This is a genomic window from Bacteroides sp. 1001302B_160321_D4 (genome assembly GCF_015667765.1).
Taxonomy (GTDB): Bacteria; Bacteroidota; Bacteroidia; order Bacteroidales; family Bacteroidaceae; genus Bacteroides; species Bacteroides xylanisolvens.
In genome coordinates this window covers 75,589-98,963 of record NZ_JADPLO010000001.1, presented here as the reverse complement: position 1 = coordinate 98,963, position 23,375 = coordinate 75,589, and the positions used below count along the sequence as shown (strand labels likewise).

The window sequence follows — 23,375 nt, the reverse complement described above, 5'->3', positions numbered from 1 at the left end:
TATGATAGACTCCATCAAACAACTTTTGCAACAGGAAGCACAAGCTGTGCTCAACATCCCAATAACAGACGCTTATGAAAAAGCAGTAAAACTGATTGTAGAACAAATACATCAGAAAAAGGGAAAACTGGTAACTTCCGGTATGGGAAAAGCCGGACAGATTGCCATGAACATTGCTACAACTTTTTGTTCCACCGGTATTCCATCTGTCTTTCTGCATCCCAGCGAAGCGCAACACGGGGATTTGGGTATTTTACAAAAGAATGATTTACTCCTGTTGATCTCCAACTCGGGCAAGACACGGGAGATTGTGGAATTAACCCGTCTGGCTCATAATCTGGATCCGGATTTGAAGTTTATTGTTATTACTGGTAATCCGGACAGTCCGTTGGCAAAAGAGTCGGATGTTTGTCTTAGTACCGGTAAGCCGGCTGAAGTCTGTGTGTTAGGCATGACTCCTACTACCTCTACCACTGCCATGACAGTGATCGGAGATATATTGGTGGTACAAACCATGAAAGAAACCGGATTTACGATCGCCGAATATTCAAAACGCCATCATGGTGGTTATCTGGGAGAAAAATCAAGATCACTATGCGAAAAGTAATCGGTATCGGAGAGACAATCCTCGATATCATCTTTCGAGGTGACCAGCCTTCCGCAGCCGTACCGGGAGGCTCTGTATTCAACGGCATCGTCTCATTGGGACGAATGGGAATAAACGTCGGCTTCATCAGTGAAACCGGGAATGACCGTGTAGGCAATATTATCCTACAGTTTATGCGTGAGAATAATATCCCAACCGATCATGTCAACGTATTCCCGGACGGAAAATCACCAGTATCTCTGGCTTTTCTCAACGAGCAAAGCGATGCAGAATATATATTTTACAAGGATTATCCCAAACAACGCTTGGACGTCCTATTCCCTAAATTAGAGGAAGATGACATTGTGATGGTCGGTTCGTATTATGCATTGAATCCGGTACTGCGGGAAAAGGTTCTCGAATTACTCGATCAGGCACGGGAAAAGAAAGCCATCATCTATTACGACCCGAATTTCCGCTCTTCTCATAAAAACGAAGCCATGAAACTGGCTCCAACCATTATTGAGAATCTTGAATATGCAGATATCGTACGCGGTTCATTAGAGGATTTCCTCTATATGTACAACATGCAGGATATAGACAAGATATACAAGGATAAAATCAAGTTCTATTGCCCACAATTCATCTGTACTGCAGGCGGGCAAAAGGTAGCATTGCGCACCAATCTAGTCAACAAAGATTACCCGGTAGAACCGTTACAAGCAGTCAGCACCATTGGAGCCGGCGACAATTTTAATGCAGGACTCATTTATGGATTACTCAAATATGATGTTCGATACCGCGATCTAAATAACTTGAATGAAGAAATCTGGGATAAAATAATCCAATGCGGAAAAGACTTCGCAGCGGAAGTTTGCGGAAGTTTCAGCAATTCTGTTTCGGTAGAGTTTGCAAAAAAATACAAATAACAATTATTCTTTAATTATACATAGACATTTCTGAAAAAGATTTCATATCATAAATTCCATATCAAACTGGTATTCTTTTACGGTTTGGTATGGAATTATAAATCTCAGACATGAGAATTAAATCACAAGCTAGCATTTATCAAATATTATATTTACCTTTATCCCAAATTCAGCTTTAGCGATAAAATCTAATATAATCATGAGAAAGTTTATTTTACCTGTGTTACTCTGCTTTATTTTTATCAATCCGGCTACAGCTAACGATGAAATCAAATCATTACTAAAAACATTAGATAAAGCCCTAAAGTATAAATTAGATTATGCAGAACAAAAGCAAGAGCAAATAGATAGTCTCAAAATAGAACTGAAGTTACACCATAAAATACACAAAAAAGTACAAATAGCCGAATTATTATGTTTCGCCTATTCTTCCTTTCAAAAAGATTCCGCTTTAACCTATGCTATTCATATGAATGAATTAGCTCAAGAAAGTGGAGATGGAGAGCTTATCATTGAAGCCAAGTTAGACTATGCACGTATTTTATCTTCCATGGGATTTTTCAAAGAAGCATTGTCCATTGTCAATCCCATACAACATGAATTATTGTCTCCCAAACTTAAAGTGGAATACTTCCTCGGGCAAGCCACTATCTACAATCACCAAAAGAATTTTGCTTCCAGTGAAATAGAATCACGCAAGAATGATTTGATAGAACAAACTTATCGTGACTCTTTACTTCAATGCGCAGAAGTCCCTTCCAATATACGGGCTTTCACAATTGCTCCTATCCTGCTACACAAAAAGAAATATAATGATGCCATCTATATGCTGGATAGTGCTTATTTAAGCTATCCCCAATATTCACGGAATGCCGGCATATTAGCTTATTCATTAGCCTCTGCCTATCAAGGCAAAGGTGACTCTAAGAATGCAATCAAGTACTTTGCCATATCTGCCATATCCGATGCAATAAGCGGAACTAGAGAGAACCGTTCTTTGCGAATATTGGCAAAACTTATTTTTGAGAGTGGAGACATAGATCGGGCATACACATACATGAAAAATGCAATGGAAGATGCCATCTTATGTAATGCCAGAATCAATACAATTGAAGCCTCGGATATGTACCTCTTCATCGACAAGGCTTTTCAAGAGAAAGAAAAACGCAAATTTGTTATTATTAGTAGCCTACTCAGTTCGCTGTGCCTTGTCTGTATCCTATTATTTATACTTTTCACCCAACTAAAAAAGCAAAAGAAAAAAGTGGAACAAGCCAATAAAAGCCTGTCATATCATTTGGATGAAATACAAAACATAAACTCTGCACTGGCTGATAGCAGTAAAATTAAGGAAGAATATGTGGGATTATATATGGAACAATACACCAACTATATCACTCAGATAGACAGTTTCAAAAAAAGAGCCCTTAAAATAGCAAAGAGTGAAGATATCAATAAAGTGGTTTCTTTCCTCAAATCTTCGTTGAACACGGAAGAAGACTTGGCCGAGTTCTACAATAATTTCGACAAAGCTATTCTCAACTTATTCCCCAACTTCGTAGCGGACTTTAACGCGCTCTTATCACCCGAAAATGCCATAATACCTGGTACTGGTAAACTACTGACTCCCGAACTGAGAATCTTTGCACTGATTCGGTTAGGAATCACAGATAGTGTGAAAATAGCCCATTTCCTGCAATACTCACTATCGACCATTTACAACTACCGCTCAAAAATGAGAAGCAAAGCCATTGGTGATCGTAACGATTTCGAGGAAAGAGTGGGACGTATCGGACAATAAAAAAACACCCACTGCAATAAGCTGTTTTTTTCTTATTGCAGTGGGAATGATTATTTTTCTCATATCGAGCTATACAAGCCCCCGAACACACATTCTTCTACATCAAGGATTGACTTTAACAACTTGTTCCCATTTCAGTTTCGTCGGATAGCCCCAATCCGGTTTAGTAGGATCACAGAAATCGCCAACAGACGCCATTCGAGCATAAAGTAATTTAGTAAGCTCTTCACGTTTTTTACTATACTTCGGATTGTCATAAAGATTATTCATTTCCATTGGATCCGCCTTAAGGTCAAAAAGCTGTGGATGACGCTGACCGTCCACATTGTAAAGTATAAGTTTGAAGCCATCCTTCTTGATGGCTCTTTGGAGGTTAATATATGTCAGCAATATGTCCTTGCGCTTTTTCACTTTCGGGTTCTGTATGGTTTGCGCTAATGAAATACCCTTAACAGTAGTTGGCGCCTTTATATTCGAAAGATCACAGAGAGTGGGGTAAAGGTCATAAAGATAACAGTAGGCATCGCTCATGACATTTTGCGGGATATTAGGTCCGCATATCACTAAAGGCACTCTCACCGCTGCTTCATATAAGTTCTGTTTCCCCAACAGTCCGTGTTCTCCGACACAAAGGCCGTTGTCCGCAGCAAATACGATGATGGTGTTATCGGCTTTGCCGCTTTTTTCAAGCATATCAAGGATACGTCCTATCTGAACATCTACCTCGTTCACCATACTGTAATAGCGGGCCCTTTCAGCAAGCACCTGTTCTGGTACACGCGGAGTAGGCAACAGTTTTTCATCACGTTCATTAAGATCACCATTATCAAACGGATGCTGTGTGACAAAATTCTTTGGCATCGTAATTTCCTTGCTGCCGTATTTGCGTCCGTAATCGGGTAATACGTTACGCGGATCATGCGGCGAAGTAAATGCGACATACATCAGAAACGGGTTATCATTCGATGCATTTGTTTCAATGAACTTGATGGCGGCATCGGCATACAACTCAGATGAGAAAGTATTGAGTGATGCATTTACCCATTGACCATTTTTGTATTTCCCTGTCGGGTCATACTCATGCAGATAAGGGCATCGGTGTCCCTTTTCTTCCTTTTCATTTCCATAGGGATGCATTCCTCCGAAAAAAATATTTGCACCCGTAGAGAACGAACGGTTGAATGCAGCTTTGTCACTATGCCATTTGCCGGTTCCGAAGGTTGTATAGCCGTTCTCGCGGAACAGTTCGGGAAATGTTTTCTCATTCTTGGGGATGATTTGTCCGTTGCGGTGTACATCCATCAGACCGCGCCCGGTAAGGAGCATCGCACGACTGGGCTGCGAGATGGCGCCATTGAGCCCGCCCATTACGTGAGTTTGGGTGAATGACATACCCTGATTGACAAGCCTATCCATATTCGGAGTCTGAATTTCGTTATTACCCCAGGCATGGATAGTGCTGAATGTCTGGTCATCCGTTAGTAATACAAGTACATTAGGACGTTTCGGGCTATTTTCTTTATTGACTTTTTCTGGATTTGCTCCGAATACGGAAGAGCCTCCAAAAGGGACATTTAATATAGCTGGAAGGCATAGGAACAGAGTCTTGTTTTTCATTTTTAAATTCATCATACTAGTTTTATTTTATGATTTAAGTTTCTATTTAGACGGTGCCTGGCAAGGGACTGCCCCCCAAGCACGGTAATGTTTAGTCATTGCATTGTTCAATTTCCGAAACATATCCCCTTGCAAAGGTAGCGGAGTAGTTTCCAAAGAGTCCTCTTCCAAATTGAACATCTGCGACTTTTCAAAGGGAAGATTCTGTAAAAGTTTATACTCATTATACCTCACAGCACTCTGTGACTTGCCACAAAACTGCGCGCCACCTTCATTTCGGAGCCAGAAGACAAAGCGGTCTTCTGTGTTCTGGGTCTTTCCCTTAATGGCATCCAGTACGGAAATACCGTCTATCTCATGCTTGACTGGTACATTTACAAAGTCACATATAGTAGGCATAAGGTCCATCATCACCACGAAGTGATTGTCACGTCGGCCACCTTCGAAAACTCCCGGCATATTCAATGCGCAAGCGACATGAATACCACCCTCAAACATATCGCCTTTGGCACCCCGGGTAGGACCATTGTTCGCCATACTTCCCCGGTCTCCTCCATTATCAGAAGCAAATATCACCAACGTATTATTCAATTGACCACTTTCCTCAAGAGATTGTATCACCTTACCTATATTATAATCCAAATGTTCAATCAGGGCTATCAGCCTTGCACGCTTAACCGGCAGAGACTTGTCTCTCTCTTGCACCTTGTTCACCCATTCTACCGGAGGTTGCAAAGGAGAATGGGGAGCATTGTAGGCAAGATAAAGAAAAAAGGGATTCTTCTCTTTTGCTTCTTTCTTGATATAATCCACACTCCATGAAGTAAACAATTCGGTAGCATGGCCTTTAGGATCGATTTCCTTGTCATTCAGGTACATATAATTTCCTCCCTGTCGCCGATGCGTGTAATAGTCATCCATCATATCCGCAAGAAAGCCATGAAAATGATCAAATCCTCTTTCATTAGGAAGATTCGGACTTTCCCAACCCAAATGCCATTTACCAATCAGCGCGGTTCTATAACCACCATTCTTGAGCACCTCGGGCATAGTGACGGCAGACGGATCGAAATAGCCCCAATTTTGGTCAACGGAGGGACGTATGACTCCGGGCACTCCTACCATAGCCGGGAAACGCCCGGTCAACAGTGCGGCACGCGAAGGAGAAGATACCGATGAATTGGCATAAAAATTATCCAAACGTACTCCCGTTTCAAAGATGCGATCAATATTGGGAGTACTCAAATCTTTGGCATATTGGCAGGACAAATCGCCCAATCCAAGATCATCTACAAGAATCAGCAAGACATTAGGAGTCGATTTATCAACCGTATTCGAGGCCAAAGCCGCACCGGAAGTCATAGCAGCTCCCAATGCCAACAAGGCTGTTTTTTCTATCTTCATAGTTACTATGTATGTTAACGTGTTATTTTTTATTCGTGCGCTGTACTTTTCGAGCAAACTGATCAGGAACTTCCGAATAGACGGACTCAGCCCAGTGGGTAATCTCTTTGTCCAGTCTTTCAACCAATTCAGGTTCCTGCTTGCTCAAATTGTTTTTCTCGTATGGGTCATTGTTCAAATCAAACAAATGCAGCGTAATGTCCCCCTTTTGATTGTAACGAACCAGTTTCCATTTACCGTCTCTCACTGATATAGTCTTATTACCATTACCCCAAAATAAAAGCCTTGGAGCAAGATTTTCTCCTTTGAACAAAGGCACCAGAGAGGTTCCATCCAGTTTCTTCTTTGAATCGTTATAATGAATGTCAGCCATATCCAACATAGTTGGAAAAAGGTCGAAACTCATCACTGTTTGTTCGCATGTTGTGCCCTCTTTAATAGTACCGGGCATATAACAAATGCCAGGAACACGATGAGCACCTTCCCATGGACTTCCTTTAGCACCTTTATATCCTCCGGCAGAACCTCCATTATTTATTACCGGACCATTGTCGGAGAAAAAGACAACGAAAGTATTCTCATCCAGTTTATATTTCTTCAGTGTCTCCAGAATCCGCCCTACACTCCAGTCTAATTCCTCTACCATATCTTTATAGATTTCTTTATTCGATCTATCAGAGTTTTTATCCCCTTCCGGAGTGGCCTCTGTACGAATCGCTTTCTCATGAGGGCCCTGCATGGGAGAATGAGGAGCCGCATGTGCTATATATAGACAAAACGGCTTATCTTTATTTTCCTTTATATAATCTTCAGAGAGCGTTGTTAATAGGGTTGTTGTGTATCCCGGCATATCTTTCACTTCCAGTCCATCCCACCAATCCATATCACCATAACGGTTGCGGTGGCTCTGATAGTCGACATTTCCGGACTTAAAACCTACAAACTTCTGAAAGCCGAAATTCATCGGATGATGTTTCTGTAAATATCCTAAATGCCATTTGCCAATCAAAGCTGTCCGGTATCCATTGTCTCCCATGACTTTTGCAAAGGTTATTTCTTCCGACGGAAGTCCCACCTCCTTATCTTTATCATTCCGGGGTACTAAAAGAACTCTCTCCAAACCAGCTCTCTGTTGATAACGTCCGGTTAATAGCCCGCAACGCGTCGGACTACTAACTGAACCGTTCGAGTGGAAGTCTGTGAACATCATCCCCTTTCGCGCCATTTGATCAATATTCGGGGTCCTTATATACTCATTACCATATATGCCCACATCACCATATCCCATATCATCTGCAACGATAATAACAAAGTTAGGTTGTTTCTGAGCCATCATTTCAACAGGAGAAAATGCTGCTAAAGCACAAGTAGCGGCTACAAAATGTCTTGAGTGATTCTTCATATTTTATGCGATTTTAGTTGTTGAAAGGGAAAACAAATACTTTTATATTTATGCAAATATACGAAATGCTAATACCATTGAGTCACATCTGGTTCCATTTTAAGATAAAAGTAAGTCTACCAACAGATAAAACTCTATAAATCAAATAAATACATTGGAAATAAAGACAATTTATGTAGTTATGGTAAAAATGAATATAAAATCCGATATCTCCATATTCAACACCTTCCTCAACTATAAACAGTTCACACACCTATTACATTTTCCCCATCACTCACGGCACATAAACAGCTATTATTCAATATATTATATATTATACTGTTTTACAAATTCTCTTTGGCGGCTTTACATCCTATAAAAAATTAGTATATTGATTGTATTTTTGTGGCATAACTAAATTTATTACTATATGAGAAATATTATTTCTATCCGCATTCTTTTCCTAATTATTGTATTCTCCATATTTGCAGTTTCTTCATATACAGATGGAAATACATACGCCCAGAATGCCCGAACATTTGCAACAGGAACTGTTGTTGACGAGCAAGGACAGCCTATACCCGGCGTGAATGTCCTTTGCCAAAATTCCAATTATGGGACCACCACTACTATTGATGGCACTTTCAAAATTCAAACGAAAGGTAAAAATCCAATTCTTGAATTTTCGTTCATCGGATTTCAAAAACAAGAGATCACAATCAAAGATCCAAAGAAACTTATTAAGGTAGTCATGATTGAAGACGGCTATATGTTGGATGAAACCGTAGTCATTGGCTATGGAACCCAGACCAAAAGAACAATAACGTCTGCCATGACCTCCATCAAATCCGAAGAATTATCTGGATATGTAGGTTCTTCCATCGAACAGACCATCTCGGGTTTAGTGCCAGGAGTTCGTATACAGACTTCCGATGCAACTCCCGGTGGTGATATTAATGTAGAAGTTCGTGGTATCGGTACCGTTACTGCTGGCTCGGAACCTTTATACATTGTCGACGGAATACCGATGGAAGGCGGCCTGTCAGCAGTCAATCCTGATGATGTATCCAACATTCAGATTCTGAAAGATGCCGCTTCAACCGCTGTATATGGCTCGCGCGGTGCCAATGGTGTAATACTTATTACCACAAAGCGCGGTGAAAGTGCAAAACCAACAATAACCATTAATGCCGCAACCACCATAGCCCAAATACAACATAAGTTTGAATTGATGAACACAGCCCAATTGCTGGAATATTATAAAGATAAGAATCTGAATGAAAGATTCCGTTACACAACAAATCAAAATCAAGACTATTTTCCTTTCGACGAGAATCTCAATACAGACTGGCAAGATGCCATCTTCCAAAATGCCATTCAACAGAAATACAACTTATCTATTGCAGGAGGAAGTAAAAATATGCGTTACCGAATTTCCGGCGAATACTTCGACCAGGAAGGTATTCTGATATGTACTGGAATGAAAAGATTCGCTTTCCGTTCCAACTTCGACATCGAATTAAATAAATGGGCCAAAGTAACTGTGAACTTTGCTCCTACGTTTATCAATCAGAGAAGGACCAGAGAAGGCGGAGAAGGCTCGAACAGTGTAATCCGAACCGCAATTTCCATGTATCCCTTTTTCCCGGTCAAACTCCCGAATGGAGAATATTTTTCCACATTAGAGTACAACCTGGCACCGACTAAGGCAACCGATTCAAGAGATCCCGAAACCGGTGCATTCCCCACTCTTACCGATTCGCCATTAGCTGACAACCAAGACAACCCAGTCAGAATCGCTCATGAGTACAAAAACGAAACGAGTCAGAATCGCATTGTTGGCGGTCTTAACTTCGAATTAAAGTTGGCCAAGGGATTAACGTTCAAACCATCATTGGCTATCGATATCATGTCATCCGAAAACTCAATATGGTATCCGGCTTCCATTGGCAAAAACCGTACTGACTCTGAGGCTTCCACCACAATGACCCGCAAGCTCATGTGGATTAACGAAAACATACTGACCTATCAGAAAGAGTTCGGAGACCATAACATCAGTGCCGTAGGAGGTATGACTATACAAAGCAACCAACTCAACAAGCTCTACACATCCGCCTATCATTTTGCGACAGAATCTCTACCTTCCATCAACGGAGGTGTAGTCAACGGAGGATATTATAATAAAACCGAAGACCGTATGCTATCCTACATAGCCCGACTGACCTACGACTACAAAAGAAAATATATGGTTCAAGGAGTATTCCGTGCAGATGGCTCAAGCCGCTTCGGAAAGAACAACAAATATGGTTATTTCCCCTCCATTTCTGCAGGATGGGCTATGACAGAAGAAAAGTTCATGAAACCACTCAGGAAAGTACTTAGTGAACTCAAATTGCGAGGTAGCTTCGGCTTGTCCGGCAACAATGCTATCGGAGACTACAACTATGAGACCAAAATGTCACAGCAATCGTATATAGTAGATGGTTCTGTTGTAAATGGCTGGGCTCCATCGAACATTGCTAATCCAGATTTGAAATGGGAAGTGTCCAAACAGACAAACTTAGGTATAGATATAGGTCTTTTCCACAACCGAATATTCATGCAACTTGATTTGTACAAGTCTATCACCTCCGATATGCTTCTCAATACAATCGTTCCAAGCACTTTAGGAGTTTCACGCATGCTACAAAACGTCGGTTCCGTTGAAAACAAGGGTATCGAGTTCAATATCGTATCACGTAACTTGACCGGCAAATTCAAATGGACAACTACGTTCAACATCTCCGCCAACCGAAACAAGGTATTGGCACTAGGACTCGATTCTGAAGCCATCACTGATGGAGTAGCAGAATCAAACATCACGAAAGTAGGCTATCCGATAGGTATGTTCTACGGAAATGTATTCGGCGGTATCTATCAGTCAATGGAGGAGATTCAAGCACTGCGGAACGACCCCTATTCAGGACTAGCTTTCGACCCGAACGTTCGTCCAGGAGACTGTAAATGGTATGATCTCAACGGTGACGGACTTTATGATGATAATGACCGTACTATTATAGGAAATCCTTATCCACGTTTCAATGCCGGTATGGTCAACACATTCTCATACAAAAACTTCTCATTTAGTTTTCAGTTGAACGGACAATACGGAAATCAGATTTACAACTATACATTACGTGAAACACTCCGCGGAAACAACAATAACAACCTTTCCATCAAAGTAGTAGACAGATGGCGTTCGCCCGAATCGCCGGGTAATGGTTTAGCGGACCGTACTTACACCTCCAATGATGTACGTCCAACTACGGAAATGAGTAAATTTACCAACCGATATCTCGAAGATGGTTCTTATCTGTCCATCCGTAATATCCAACTTTCGTACACATTCGACAAAAAGATGCTTCGGAAAACCTTTTTAAACGGATTAGTACTAAGTTTCAATATCGACAACTTGCATACTTTCACCAAATATACCGGTATGAACCCCGAAGCCAACACATTCCGTTCGGCCACCGCACCGGGCATCGACCGTACCGGATATCCTTTATCCAGAAATTTCACCATGGGACTGAAAGTTACATTATAAATCTAAAGCATGAAAAAGAATATGAAAAATTTGAAGAATATATTTACAATGGCATTGGTTACTACCTGTATGTCCGCTTGTACTGGTTTTCTAGACATTGAGCCGGAAACCACTTTAACGGGTAAAAATTTCTACAAGTCACCCGATGATATACGTTCGGCATTGTATTCAACTTACTCTTCATTGAGAGACAACGGACTGTATTCGGCCAGCATCTATCTCTTCGGTGATGTGCGTTCGGATGTCGCATTCCCGAATCAGACCAATTATTATGCCAATACTTTCCGACATGAAATTGAAAAATTTACCATATCTGCCAACAACAGCGGAAACCAAAACTACTGGGCTCATCACTACAAAGGAATCATAAGAGCCAACACGGTCATTGAGAAAGGAAAAGAACTTTTCGGAAATGATGAAGCCGTTCAGAAATACATTGCAGAGGCCGAAGTACTACGTGCCCTTTTCTATTTCAACTTAGTTCGCGCTTACGGCGGAGTACCCATCATTATGGATATCCCGCAAGAATACACAGATTCCAGAGGTCATCTGCGTGCATCCACAGAAGAGGTGTATATACGAATTCTCACCGATTTGACCACCGCCATCGAATCTAACAATCTTTATCGCTCAACAAATAACGGAGAGAAAACTCCAACAGGAAGAGTCAACAAATATGCGGCAGAGGCTTTACTGGGAAAAGTACTTCTATCCATGCCGAACGACATCACAGAAGCTGCTTATCCCAACGTAGAAGCATGGAAAGATATATCTGCCAATCCAAACATTACCGTATTTTATCCGGAAACGACCACTACGCAATACGAAGCCGCCAAGTATTATCTAGAAGATGTGATAAACAATGGAGGATACGAATTGTACCCGAATTTCAGTGAATTATTCAAGCCCACAAACAAACATTCAAGTGAGTCTATATGGGAAGTGGAATATAAAACAGGTCAGGCAGAAGGATTGGGCAGCCCGTTCTACACTCTTTTCTCACCCGCATCCTATGCACCCCGCAATAAAGCCAACTCAAACGGATATATCCCATCTCCCATTTCAAATCAAGGAAATGGCGCATGCGCACCGACCGGATATTTTATGGACATGGCAAAGAAATGGGATTCCATGTATCCCGATTATCAATATGAAGTACGCAAATTCGATGATGTTATCTACACCGATACACGCATCAGCGACGGTAATATCAAATTAGACACAGATGGTATTTCTTATCTTCCGGTTAATGAAAATAAAGATTATACACAAAACGTCGCATATCCTTACGACCCTTATACTGGTACCTCTTTCCGGACTTCTGTCAAAGGCTTTAGCGCAGACGACCAGTGGATGTGCGGCAAATACATGGGTTCATCAGAATATAAAGTAAATGATTCTGATGACAATTGGTATATCCTCCGTTTTGCGGACGTACTGCTGTTATTGGCAGAAGCGGAAGCACATATAAGTGACGGAGTTCTGTCACAAAGCGTTTTGAATAATACAATCAACCTTGTACGGGAAAGGGCCGGTATTGTTCCGTACCTTGCATCTGGAGACTCTAATAAAGAATGGGTTCTAGATACTCCAGAAAAGGTTTACCAAGCAATCTATGACGAACGAACATTGGAATTGGCGTTCGAAGGACATCGCTGGTTCGATCTCGTACGCTCAGGGAAAGCAGTAGAAGTAATGAACCAACACTTCACCAATTTCTATAATGCTTATACTTCCAACAGCTCTCCTAATGTGAACAACTACTATATGAAGAGCGAAAAATTTGAGATTGACCAATACTGTACCTTATTTCCTATTCCGTCACAAGAGATACGTTCCAATCCTAAGCTGACACAAAATTATGGTGCAAGATAACAAATGTTATATAAACGAAAGGAAACATGATTATGAATAAGATTACCGCATTACTATCCATATTGTTTATTTCAAGTCTGTTCTGTTCTTGCGAACACCCCGGAATAGAATATATTGTACAAGAAAAGGGGTTAAACGTACAAGAATCAACCATTTATGTAGACGGATTCCTAGCTAAAGGTACCCCCGCTTTTGCTGGTGATGAAAACGAACCGGGTGACCGCTTGGGTATTCCGTTCGTCAACGGGTTTGGTCGGAAACTACTCGTCAAGTTTGTCGATCGGTCATCCGAAACAGGATTGAAAATAGAAGACGGAGAGGTACAACTCTCCTTTCAGGGAGATAAACAATATGCTTATTTCCCAATAAGCGGAACCCCAACGCAAGACGGGTCGGTACCCATCTCATTTGATATTTTTGAAGATGGAGAAAAAATTGGCACTACTGTCACTAAAACAATTCCAATTTGGGCTGAGGGCACTCAACGTCCTGCACGTGAACTCATTCCTACCAGTGAGAAACCTTTTGTTCTTCTCGGTGGAGAAATTAACTGGGTAAATCAATCTGCTCCAGTGACCGGAGCACAAAACGAACAAATATTTTGGTATGCGCGAATGTCCAGTCCCTCCACAGAAATCAAAACTGCAGGACTTACATACAACTGTGTTGCTAACCTACGTTACAATTCCATTATGATTGCCAATAATGCCATTCGCCCCAGTTTTACCGAAGAAAATGGCGTAAAAGCACTTACCTTGTTTATTCCCACCCAAGAAAACATCGAACAATACCCCGAAGCTTTTACATTAAAAGACGGCGCTCTAAGCCACGTTTGGGGAGAAAATGACATATTCTTTCATGGGACAAACTCAAAACCAATTTCTGTAGGCATGTGGGACGAAAACACATCTGATATACTCTATGGCGGAAACCGCACACGCCCCATGTCATCTGCATCTTGGACTATCAGTGCTTCAACGCCCAAGTCTTATATCGAAAAGCCTGGTAACTATAAGATATATATCAAATATGCAAATACAGATGCCGGTAATGACATCGTGCAGTATTTTCCCAAACATCCTGTCACAGGAGAAACAGGATGGGTGCCTTTTGAATTTACAATTACTGAAAATCCGGTATCCGGATTTGTTGTCAATCCAAACCTTACTACTGATACTAACATACCGACCTTCAATGAAGATTGGGAACCTACAGAAAGTAATCCCGTAAAAGCAGTACGAGGAGAATTGGTATACAAAAGTAACCAGCAAACAAAAATTCTAACCAAAGGAGAGGCACTTGGAGGTAATATTGCTTTGCGCATTTGGTTTGCAACATACAAGTCAGAAGGAGCTACAGCACCAATAGGCTATAACTTCAAAGCGCATGATGACGGTAAGAACAATTGGTTTAGAGGATTCTACACACCAGATGTTGTAAAAGTAGCCGGTAACAAATCCAAAATTGGAGCTGGAACAGCCAACAAGAAAAGTAATGAGACCGTTCATTTCTTTGATGATCCAAAATTAAATGAAAAGTACTTCATATCGTATGTCGATTTTAATGCGGATGCAAGTACCTTATTAAATAAAGCGGGAACATTCACTTTCATATTCGATTCACTGCCTAACTCAGGCACGGCAACCCCCAAATTTGAGAATGGATTCACCTGTCCTATAAATGTTATAGTACAAGAATAAACAACAAATGTGAGTTCAATGATTTTTCACGTTATATTACTCTGAAAATTCATTGGACTCACATAGACTAATTGATAAAGATATAGAATTCACAAAAAGATTTAATCAAAAGTGATGAACAAACTAATAACAATCTCATCCGCACTCCTTGCGGCAACTGCCATAAAGGCGCAATCGCCCAATGTGATATTTATATTAGCAGATGATTTAGGCTATGGGGACATTTCGGCATTCAATCCGGAATCCAAAATCCATACTCCGAACATCGATAACTTGACACACTCCGGAATTTCCTTTACGGATGCCCATTCATCTTCCGCACTCTCCACTCCCTCGCGCTACTCCATTATCACCGGAAGGTATCCTTGGCGGACAACCATGAAAAGTGGAGTGCTGAATGGGTTCTCTCCAGCCATGATTACTCCCGACCGCCGGACAATTGCCCAAATGTTTTCTGAAAACGGCTACAGCACTGCCTGCATCGGGAAATGGCATCTTGGTTGGGACTGGGCATACATACAAAATAGTCAGAGAAAGCAGAAAGATGTAGACTTCTCACAACCCATCAAAAACGGACCTACAGAGAGAGGATTTGACTATTTCTACGGCATACCAGCATCGCTGGGCACAGCTCCACACGTTTATATAGAAAACAACAAAGTGACCGCTCTTCCCAACCGTACCATCGGTCCACAGAAAGGAATCAAACTGATACGCAACGGAGTGGCAGGCGCCGATTTTGAGCCGCAAGACTGCCTGCCTAATATCATACGCCACAGCGTGGATTATATCAACAAACAACGCAACAGTCAGAAACCGTTCTTCCTCTATCTCCCCATCACCGCACCACATACGCCCGTATTACCGGCAGAGAAATATAAAGGTCAAACAATTATAGGAGATTATGGCGATTTCGTAGTCATGATAGATGACATGGTGCAACAAATTGTGGAAACATTAAAGAAAAATAACCAACTGGAAAATACCATCATCATCTTTACATCGGATAACGGATGCGCTCCTTATATAGGTGTAAAAGAAATGGAAGAGAAAGGACATCACCCAAGTTACATCTACAGAGGTTATAAAAATGATATTTACGAAGGTGGACACCGTATACCGCTCATCGTATCCTGGAAGGGAAAATACGCAAACGAAATCAATGGATCACTGGTCTCACTTGCCGACTTCTACGCTACCTTTGCCCAAATGATGAACTATCGGCTAAAGGATAAAGAAGCAGAGGATAGTTATAGTATATGGCCAATACTAAACAAAAAAGGGACGTCTGCGCGTAAGAACCTTATTTATGCATCGGGCAAAGGATACCTTTCTCTGCGCACTCCCAAATTGAAGCTAGTATTCCACGGTGGTTCAGGCGGATGGGGTTATCCGAACAAGCCTACCGAACTTGCCCAGTTGCCTAGTATGCAACTTTTCGATCTGGAGAAAGATCCGTCGGAAACAATGAATCTCATCGGTGACAAACGTTATAAGAAAAATGTAGAAGAAATGACACAACTAATCAGGAAGTATGTAGAAGAAGGACGTTCCACACCCGGAAAGAAGAGCGCGAATGATACAGGCAATAGCTGGGAGCAAATCGAAATTTTCATGCAATAGCAGATTTCTAAAGTTAAAATATTAATATCTCAAAATATCGACAAATGAAAGCAATTAATTGTCTCTTATGGGAATGTCTCGCAATAGTTCCTTCGGCACTGATGGCTCAAACAACCAACAGTCAGCCTAATATCGTGTTAATCTTAGCCGATGATATGGGGCGCGAATGTTTAGGATGTTACGGTAGTACCTATCATACCCCAAACCTTGACAGACTTTCGGAAATAGGAGTGAGATTCGACAATTGTTTCTCCCAACCCCTAAGCACACCATCACGTGTACAACTAATGACAGGTAAATACAACAATAAGAATTACTCACGCTTTGGACACTTGAATCAAACGGAAAAAACATTTGCCCATTTGGCAAAAGATGCCGGATATACTACTATGATAGCCGGCAAATGGCAATTAGGCAGAAACAAAAACTTACCTCATCATTTTGGTTTTGATCGCTATTGCCTTTGGCAGTTAAGCTATGACAGGATGATAAAAGAAAGATATGCTGCTCCATTAATAGAACAAGATGGAGGTATAAAACTTTATTCAAACGATGAATATGGACCGGATATATTCGCTCAATATGTGACCGACTTTATTGAAGAAAACAAAGCTAAACCTTTCTTCGTGTATTATCCTATGGTACTGGTGCACGACCCATTTTACCCCACTCCACAAAGTGACGTATGGGAAGACCCCTCTATGCGCGAGGTACGCAATAACGCCAATTTTCCAAAGATGGTAGAACATGTAGACAAAAACGTGGGCATGATATTCAACAAGTTGGAAAATTTGAACTTATTGAGTAATACCATTATCATTTTTATAGGAGATAACGGAACAAATCGTAAAATTAGAACAACCATGAAAGATGGATCGGTAGTGAGGGGTGGAAAGGGACTGACAAGCGACACCGGAGTACGTGTACCCATGATAGTTTACTGGGGAAAGAGTGTCTATACAGAACATGAATGTACAGATATGATAGATTTTACCGATTTTATGCCTACTTTTGCCGAAGCCATGAATACTAAAGTGCCTAAAGAATGGGATATAGACGGACAAAGCTTTTTACCTCAAATAAAGGGGAAGAAAGGTAAGGCTCGCGAATGGGTGTTCTGCCATTACGATTCGAGATTCGGCACATCAGGAAGTAAAAATGCAAAACAATTTTTCAGAGATGTACGATATAAGCTCTATTCTGATGGCAATTTTTATGACACGATAAACGATCCCGAGGAAACAAATCCGATCAAAAAGGGTAGAGGAAGTGCAGAAGCGGAAAAGTCAAGAAAAAAGCTAGAAAAGCTCTTCTTAACTATACCAGCTTGGAAAGTGGGAGATCCTGCAGTGCCTATGTGCATATTACCAGAATTTCCTTTATTAGAAACTCCTAAAGACATGGGATTAGACCAGATATTACACTCATACTAAAAAATTATATGAATAAACTAATAACATTCTCATCGGCACTATTTACAACAACAGCCATAAACGCCCAATCTCCCAATATAATATTTATATTAGCGGATGATTTAGGTTATGGAGATATCTCAGCATTCAACCCAGAATCTAAGATTTCCACTCCCAACATTGATAATCTGACTCAAGATGGGATTACTTTTACGGATGCCCATTCGTCCTCCGCTTTGTCAACACCTTCACGATATTCCATTCTCACTGGAAGATATCCATGGCGCACTAAATTAAAAGAAGGAGTACTTGATGGATACTCTCCTGCCATGATTACTCCTGATCGTCGAACAATAGCCCAAATGTTATCTGAAAATGGCTATAACACTGCTTGTATTGGCAAATGGCATCTAGGCTGGGACTGGGGATATCCTCAAAATGCCCAGAATAAAAAAGATGTAGATTTTTCACTTCCTATCAAAAATGGTCCTACAGAAAGAGGGTTCGACTATTTTTACGGCATACCTTCTTCTCTTGACATAGCACCTTATGTCTATGTAGAAAATAACAAAGTGACTGCCCTTCCTAATCATATAATCGAACCTCAAAAAGGACTTAAACTGATGCATGGGGGAGTAGCAGGAGCTGACTTTGATCCACAAGATTGCCTTCCTAATATCATTCGTCACAGCATAAGCTATATCAGCAAACAAAAAAACAGCAAGAAACCCTTTTTCTTGTATTTGCCCATCACAGCTCCTCATACACCGGTATTACCTGCAAATAAATATAAGGGAAAAACCACAATAGGAGATTATGGTGATTTTGTCGTGATGATAGACGATATGATACAACAAATCATAAAAGCACTACAAAAAAATGGTCAACTAGATAATACCATTGTGATCTTTACATCTGATAATGGTTGTGCACCCTATGTTGGTGTAAAAGAGATGGAAAAACAAGGACATTTTCCAAGTTATATTTACAGAGGTTATAAAACAGATATTTATGAAGGAGGACATAGAATTCCCCTAATAGTATCTTGGAAAGGAAAATTCTCCAACGAAACAAATAATTCTCTTGTCTCTCTTACCGACTTCTATGCAACTTTTGCACAAATGGTCAATCACAAACTAAAAGATGAAGAAGCTGTAGATAGTTACAGTATATGGCCTATATTAAGTAAGCAAGGGGCTTCTAACCGCAAAGACCTTGTTTATGAATCAGGAAAAGGATATCTGTCTCTGCGTACACCACAACTTAAACTAGTATTCAATGGAGGTTCAGGCGGATGGGGATACCCTAATAAACCCGCAGATCTAGCACAATTACCTCCAATGCAACTATTTAATCTTAAAGAAGATCCATCGGAGAAAGAAAATATTATTCACGATAAATGCTACGAGCAAGAAGTAAAAGAAATGACACAGCTCATTAGAAAGTACGTGAAAGAAGGACGTTCTACACCAGGAGCAGAAGTAGCAAACGATACTGAGAACGATTGGAAACAGGTAAATATTTTTATGCAATAATCATTTATAAAACAACAAAACCATGCATTACTTACTAGTGAACATTTTCTGTGCATTGACTCTATCAACAACCAGTCCTAACGCAGAAAGAGCCCAACAAACTTTGGATGCCCTCTACAAATATTATGCAGCACCCAATACTTGTTTGCTGCGCGAAAATTATCCTTCTGACCAGAACAACAAAGCAACTTATCTGGCGTCAGAAGAACAAGCAAAAAGACATAATGAATATTCTTATCTTTGGCCATATTCGGGTACATTCTCTGCAGTAAACGCACTGTTGGAGAGCACTGGAAACAAAAAATACAAGAAACTTCTGGAAAATAAAGTACTACCCGGACTAGAAGAGTATTTCGACACACGAAGAGAACCATTCGCTTACTCATCCTATATCAGTAATCAACCTCTCTCTGATCGCTTTTATGATGACAACGTTTGGTTAGGCATTGATTTTACCGATTCTTATCGTATGACTAAAAAACAAGCCTATCTGGAAAAAGCCGAACTGATATGGGAGTTCATTCTTAGCGGTAAAGACGAAGTGCTCGGAGGAGGGATCTACTGGTGTGAGCAGAAAAAAGAGTCCAAAAACACTTGTTCAAATGCACCGGGAGCCGTTTTTGCTCTCAAACTATTTCAGGCAACTCAAGACAGCACCTATTTGAAACAAGGGAAAGAGTTATACGAATGGACTAAAAAGAATTTAGAAGATCCAACAGATCATTTATACTTTGACAACATTGCACTCAACAAGAAAATCGGGCGTGCCAAATTCGCCTATAATAGCGGCCAAATGATGCAAGCAGCCGCCCTACTCTACCAAATTACAAAACAGAAAAACTATCTGGAAGATGCTCAAAATATAGCCGAAGCATGTCACAAGCACTTTTTCACTCATTTCACCTCGCCGAACGGACAAACATTTCAATTACTGAAAAAAGGAAATATCTGGTTCACAGCAGTCATGCTAAGAGGATTTATAGAACTTTATCACACAGATCACAATAAGACCTATCTAGCCGACTTCCAAAAAAGCCTTGATTATGCATGGCAATATGCCAGGGATGAACGGGGACTCTTCCAAACAGATTGGAGCGGAACAGATAAAAATGAGAAAAAATGGCTTTTGACACAAGCAGCTTTTGTAGAAATGTACGGCAGATTAGCCGGAATCAAATTATAATAACCACTTTTAATAATCCTCTCAAAAACACTGTAAAGATGAAGAAAAGAAACATCGGAATATGCATTATTACAACCACCCTATTAATGGGAAGTCATGCGAATGCTACTGAACTTATTCTTGCTAAAGATCATACCAATGTAGTCAATCAGGCAGCTGAAGTGGCCGCTTATAAAAGTAACCGTCCACCTGTAAACAAGCGTCTTTTTACATCAAAAGCTGTGGAAGCAGAAATTATCAGAGTAAAAAAGTTGCTTACTAACCAAAAATTGGCGTGGATGTTCGAGAATTGTTTTCCCAATACCCTTGAAACAACGGTTCATTATCGCACAACAGACGGCAAGCCTGATACTTTTGTTTATACAGGCGATATTCATGCCATGTGGCTACGTGACTCGGGAGCACAGGTTTGGCCTTATGTACAACTGGCCAATAAAGACCCGGAATTAAAGAAAATGCTTGAAGGAGTGATCCGCAGACAATTTAAATGTATCAATATTGATCCATACGCTAATGCTTTTAATGACGGAGCTGTCGGAGGGGAATGGATGTCCGACCTGACCGACATGAAACCTGAATTACATGAAAGAAAATGGGAAATAGATTCTCTATGTTATCCACTACGTCTGGCCTACCAATATTGGAAGGAAACCGGTGACGCCAGTATTTTCGACAGTGAATGGATACAAGCCATCACCAATATCCTGACTACTTTTAAGGAGCAACAACGCAAAGAAGGAGTGGGACCTTATAAATTTCAACGCAAAACAGAACGTGCACTCGATACATTGAACAATAATGGCCTAGGTGCTCCGGTAAATCCTGTCGGACTTATTGTTTCAGCTTTCCGCCCATCTGACGATGCTACAACCCTGCAATTTCTCGTGCCGTCTAACTTCTTCGCTGTTTCTTCGCTAAAGAAAGCTGCCGAAATTCTAAATGCTGTAAATCAAAATGCAGAACTGGCAAAACAATGCACAGATCTGGCAAAAGAAGTAGAAGCTGCACTAAAAAAATATGCGACTTATAATCACCCTAAATATGGTACAATTTATGCCTTTGAGGTAGATGGCTTCGGAAATCATTTCTTAATGGATGATGCTAATGTACCAAGTCTGCTGGCAATGCCTTACCTTGGTGATGTAGAAATCAACGATCCTATCTATCAAAATACACGCCGTTTTGTATGGAGCAAGGATAACCCTTATTTCTTCAAAGGAAAGGCAGGAGAAGGTATTGGCGGGCCTCACATCGGTTATGATATGGTATGGCCGATGAGCATCATGATGAAAGCATTTACCAGTCAGGACGATCAGGAGATCAAAGATTGTGTAAAAATGCTGATCAATACGGATGCAGGGACAGGCTTTATGCATGAATCTTTCCACAAAGATGACCCCAATAACTTCACCCGTGCTTGGTTTGCATGGCAAAATACCTTATTTGGCGAACTTATTCTAAAGTTAATCAATGAAGGAAAAACGGATTTATTAAACAGTATTCAATAAAGCTGATTCAAGCAACTTCTCATTCAGGGCGCTCTTCCACCGGAAGATGCGCCCTTTTTTAACACGTAAATTACTATTAACTTTGGCTAATTATCGCAAAGGAATTATCACATCTTCGGGTAATTCTTATCTTTGCAGTATACGATTCAAGACAAAGAAACTATGTATAAAAACCTGTTAAGCTGGCTTACTGTTTTATTAGTGCTCCCGTCGTGCTCCGGCACATCACCTGCTATATCTGTGGTGTGTGAGGAAAATAATATAGGAAACTGTATTATCAAATGGGAAACAACACCGATATTAAAAGGACAGGTAAAAGTATACACCTCTACTTCTCCGGAAATAATTCCGGAAGATTCTCCCATTGCAATGGCTAGCATCTCCAGTGGTAAAATGACAATCGTAACCAACGATCCGTCCCAACGTTATTACTACTTGATGGTGTTTAACAACAAATACCGTATCAAAGTAGCTACCCGCAACATCAATATCCCCGGTATACAGAACTTCCGCGACTTAGGAGGATACGAATCTGCCAACACCGGAAAATCTCTTCGTTGGGGAATGATATACCGTTCCGCACAAATAGACAGTATCCCTCCTTGTTCCCGCCAAGAGCTTAAGAATATGGGAATACGAACAATCATAGACTTACGTTCTGAAAGTGAACGCCAAAACTATCCGCAACTACATGATGACAAGTTTAAAATCGTACATATTCCCATCCTCACAGGGAACATGGAAAAAATTCTGCAAGGTATTCGGGAAGAAAAAATAAAAACTGATACCATCTACCGCCTCGTAGAACGAATGAACCGGGAATTAGTTACAAACTACCAAAAGGAATTCAAAGAGCTGTTCACCATTCTTCTCGACCGTAGCAATTATCCGGTTGTCATTCATTGTACATCCGGAAAAGGACGTACAGGAATTGTTTCCGCACTCTTACTCGCCGCTCTAGGCGTCAATGAAGATGTGATAATGGAAGATTATCGTTTGAGTAACGATTATTTCAATATCCCCAAAGCCTCTAAATACGCCTACAAATTGCCGATCAACTCTCAAGAAGCAATCACTACCATCTATTCGGCTAAAGAAGATTTCCTGAATGCCGCAAAGGAACAGGTTGAATCTGAATATGGGAGTGTACAAACCTATCTGAAAAAAGGAATCGGACTTTCTACGGAAGATTTAAAACAGTTGCGCAGCATTTTATTAACAGATAATTGATTGTT

General features: G+C 40.7%; 15 protein-coding genes. 12 read left to right on the top strand and 3 right to left on the bottom strand.

From position 1 onward, the window contains the following. Position 1: 1 nt before the first annotated feature. The 3 genes from KFO40_RS00375 (at position 2) to KFO40_RS00365 (ending at position 3,316) form a co-directional block, all read left to right on the top strand. Complete coding sequence (locus tag KFO40_RS00375) at positions 2 to 607, top strand: SIS domain-containing protein (protein ID WP_004313812.1); 606 nt, start codon at positions 2 to 4, stop codon at positions 605 to 607. Then, positions 595 to 1,515, top strand: a complete 921-nt coding sequence (locus KFO40_RS00370; RefSeq protein ID WP_008023844.1) for a carbohydrate kinase family protein — start codon at positions 595 to 597, stop codon at positions 1,513 to 1,515. Before KFO40_RS00375 ends, KFO40_RS00370 begins: the two co-directional genes overlap by 13 nt. Positions 1,516 to 1,714: 199 nt before the next feature. Next, positions 1,715 to 3,316, top strand: a complete 1,602-nt coding sequence (locus KFO40_RS00365; protein ID WP_008023843.1) for a DUF6377 domain-containing protein — start codon at positions 1,715 to 1,717, stop codon at positions 3,314 to 3,316. A gap of 102 nt (positions 3,317 to 3,418) precedes the next feature. Here the strand turns inward: KFO40_RS00365 and KFO40_RS00360 are convergent, their stop codons facing one another. From KFO40_RS00360 to KFO40_RS00350, 3 genes are read right to left on the bottom strand one after another with little or no spacing between them, the layout of a single operon-like run. Next, entirely contained in the window at positions 3,419 to 4,948 is a 1,530-nt protein-coding gene (locus KFO40_RS00360) for a sulfatase-like hydrolase/transferase (RefSeq protein ID WP_008023842.1), read from the bottom strand. Positions 4,949 to 4,975: 27 nt separating this feature from the next. Further along, entirely contained in the window at positions 4,976 to 6,337 is a 1,362-nt protein-coding gene (locus KFO40_RS00355) for a sulfatase (RefSeq protein ID WP_008023841.1), read from the bottom strand. A 22-nt stretch (positions 6,338 to 6,359) separates the two neighbouring features. After that, entirely contained in the window at positions 6,360 to 7,739 is a 1,380-nt protein-coding gene (locus tag KFO40_RS00350; protein WP_118218530.1) for a sulfatase-like hydrolase/transferase, read from the bottom strand. A gap of 409 nt (positions 7,740 to 8,148) precedes the next feature. On the opposite strand from KFO40_RS00350, the gene KFO40_RS00345 reads away from it, so the two are divergent. The 9 genes from KFO40_RS00345 (at position 8,149) to KFO40_RS00305 (ending at position 23,370) form a co-directional block, all read left to right on the top strand. Beyond that, positions 8,149 to 11,304, top strand: coding sequence for a SusC/RagA family TonB-linked outer membrane protein (locus tag KFO40_RS00345; protein WP_008023837.1), 3,156 nt, complete (start codon positions 8,149 to 8,151; stop codon positions 11,302 to 11,304). Between the two features lie 21 nt (positions 11,305 to 11,325). Then, complete coding sequence (locus KFO40_RS00340) at positions 11,326 to 13,179, top strand: RagB/SusD family nutrient uptake outer membrane protein (protein WP_008023835.1); 1,854 nt, start codon at positions 11,326 to 11,328, stop codon at positions 13,177 to 13,179. A 32-nt stretch (positions 13,180 to 13,211) separates the two neighbouring features. Continuing rightward, positions 13,212 to 14,879, top strand: a complete 1,668-nt coding sequence (locus KFO40_RS00335) for a hypothetical protein (RefSeq protein ID WP_225450114.1) — start codon at positions 13,212 to 13,214, stop codon at positions 14,877 to 14,879. A gap of 114 nt (positions 14,880 to 14,993) precedes the next feature. After that, on the top strand, positions 14,994 to 16,502 hold the full coding sequence (locus KFO40_RS00330) for a sulfatase-like hydrolase/transferase (RefSeq protein WP_118218534.1): 1,509 nt from the start codon (positions 14,994 to 14,996) through the stop codon (positions 16,500 to 16,502). Between the two features lie 44 nt (positions 16,503 to 16,546). Further along, on the top strand, positions 16,547 to 17,935 hold the full coding sequence (locus KFO40_RS00325; RefSeq protein WP_118218536.1) for a sulfatase-like hydrolase/transferase: 1,389 nt from the start codon (positions 16,547 to 16,549) through the stop codon (positions 17,933 to 17,935). An 8-nt stretch (positions 17,936 to 17,943) separates the two neighbouring features. Then, complete coding sequence (locus KFO40_RS00320) at positions 17,944 to 19,449, top strand: sulfatase family protein (RefSeq protein ID WP_008023830.1); 1,506 nt, start codon at positions 17,944 to 17,946, stop codon at positions 19,447 to 19,449. 22 nt (positions 19,450 to 19,471) lie between these two features. Next, positions 19,472 to 20,632 (top strand): glycoside hydrolase family 76 protein, encoded by a 1,161-nt coding sequence (locus KFO40_RS00315; protein ID WP_118218538.1) that lies wholly within the window; start codon positions 19,472 to 19,474, stop codon positions 20,630 to 20,632. Between the two features lie 38 nt (positions 20,633 to 20,670). Then, positions 20,671 to 22,140: a glycoside hydrolase family 125 protein gene (locus tag KFO40_RS00310; protein ID WP_118218540.1), complete on the top strand. Its 1,470-nt coding sequence runs from the start codon at positions 20,671 to 20,673 to the stop codon at positions 22,138 to 22,140. Between the two features lie 162 nt (positions 22,141 to 22,302). Next, the gene (locus KFO40_RS00305) at positions 22,303 to 23,370 is read left to right on the top strand and encodes a tyrosine-protein phosphatase (protein ID WP_118218542.1); all 1,068 of its coding nucleotides are present in this window, start codon (positions 22,303 to 22,305) and stop codon (positions 23,368 to 23,370) included. Positions 23,371 to 23,375: the final 5 nt, after the last annotated feature.

Excerpts from the sequence above, each read along its gene's own strand:
- KFO40_RS00375 (WP_004313812.1), top strand. The coding sequence starts at position 2 with ATGATAGACTCCATCAAACAACTTTTGCAACAGGAAGCACAAGCTGTG.
- KFO40_RS00370 (WP_008023844.1), top strand. The coding sequence starts at position 595 with ATGCGAAAAGTAATCGGTATCGGAGAGACAATCCTCGATATCATCTTT.
- KFO40_RS00365 (WP_008023843.1), top strand. The coding sequence starts at position 1,715 with ATGAGAAAGTTTATTTTACCTGTGTTACTCTGCTTTATTTTTATCAAT.
- KFO40_RS00360 (WP_008023842.1), bottom strand. The coding sequence starts at position 4,948 with ATGATGAATTTAAAAATGAAAAACAAGACTCTGTTCCTATGCCTTCCA.
- KFO40_RS00355 (WP_008023841.1), bottom strand. The coding sequence starts at position 6,337 with ATGAAGATAGAAAAAACAGCCTTGTTGGCATTGGGAGCTGCTATGACT.
- KFO40_RS00350 (WP_118218530.1), bottom strand. The coding sequence starts at position 7,739 with ATGAAGAATCACTCAAGACATTTTGTAGCCGCTACTTGTGCTTTAGCA.
- KFO40_RS00345 (WP_008023837.1), top strand. The coding sequence starts at position 8,149 with ATGAGAAATATTATTTCTATCCGCATTCTTTTCCTAATTATTGTATTC.
- KFO40_RS00340 (WP_008023835.1), top strand. The coding sequence starts at position 11,326 with ATGAAAAATTTGAAGAATATATTTACAATGGCATTGGTTACTACCTGT.
- KFO40_RS00335 (WP_225450114.1), top strand. The coding sequence starts at position 13,212 with ATGAATAAGATTACCGCATTACTATCCATATTGTTTATTTCAAGTCTG.
- KFO40_RS00330 (WP_118218534.1), top strand. The coding sequence starts at position 14,994 with ATGAACAAACTAATAACAATCTCATCCGCACTCCTTGCGGCAACTGCC.
- KFO40_RS00325 (WP_118218536.1), top strand. The coding sequence starts at position 16,547 with ATGAAAGCAATTAATTGTCTCTTATGGGAATGTCTCGCAATAGTTCCT.
- KFO40_RS00320 (WP_008023830.1), top strand. The coding sequence starts at position 17,944 with ATGAATAAACTAATAACATTCTCATCGGCACTATTTACAACAACAGCC.
- KFO40_RS00315 (WP_118218538.1), top strand. The coding sequence starts at position 19,472 with ATGCATTACTTACTAGTGAACATTTTCTGTGCATTGACTCTATCAACA.
- KFO40_RS00310 (WP_118218540.1), top strand. The coding sequence starts at position 20,671 with ATGAAGAAAAGAAACATCGGAATATGCATTATTACAACCACCCTATTA.
- KFO40_RS00305 (WP_118218542.1), top strand. The coding sequence starts at position 22,303 with ATGTATAAAAACCTGTTAAGCTGGCTTACTGTTTTATTAGTGCTCCCG.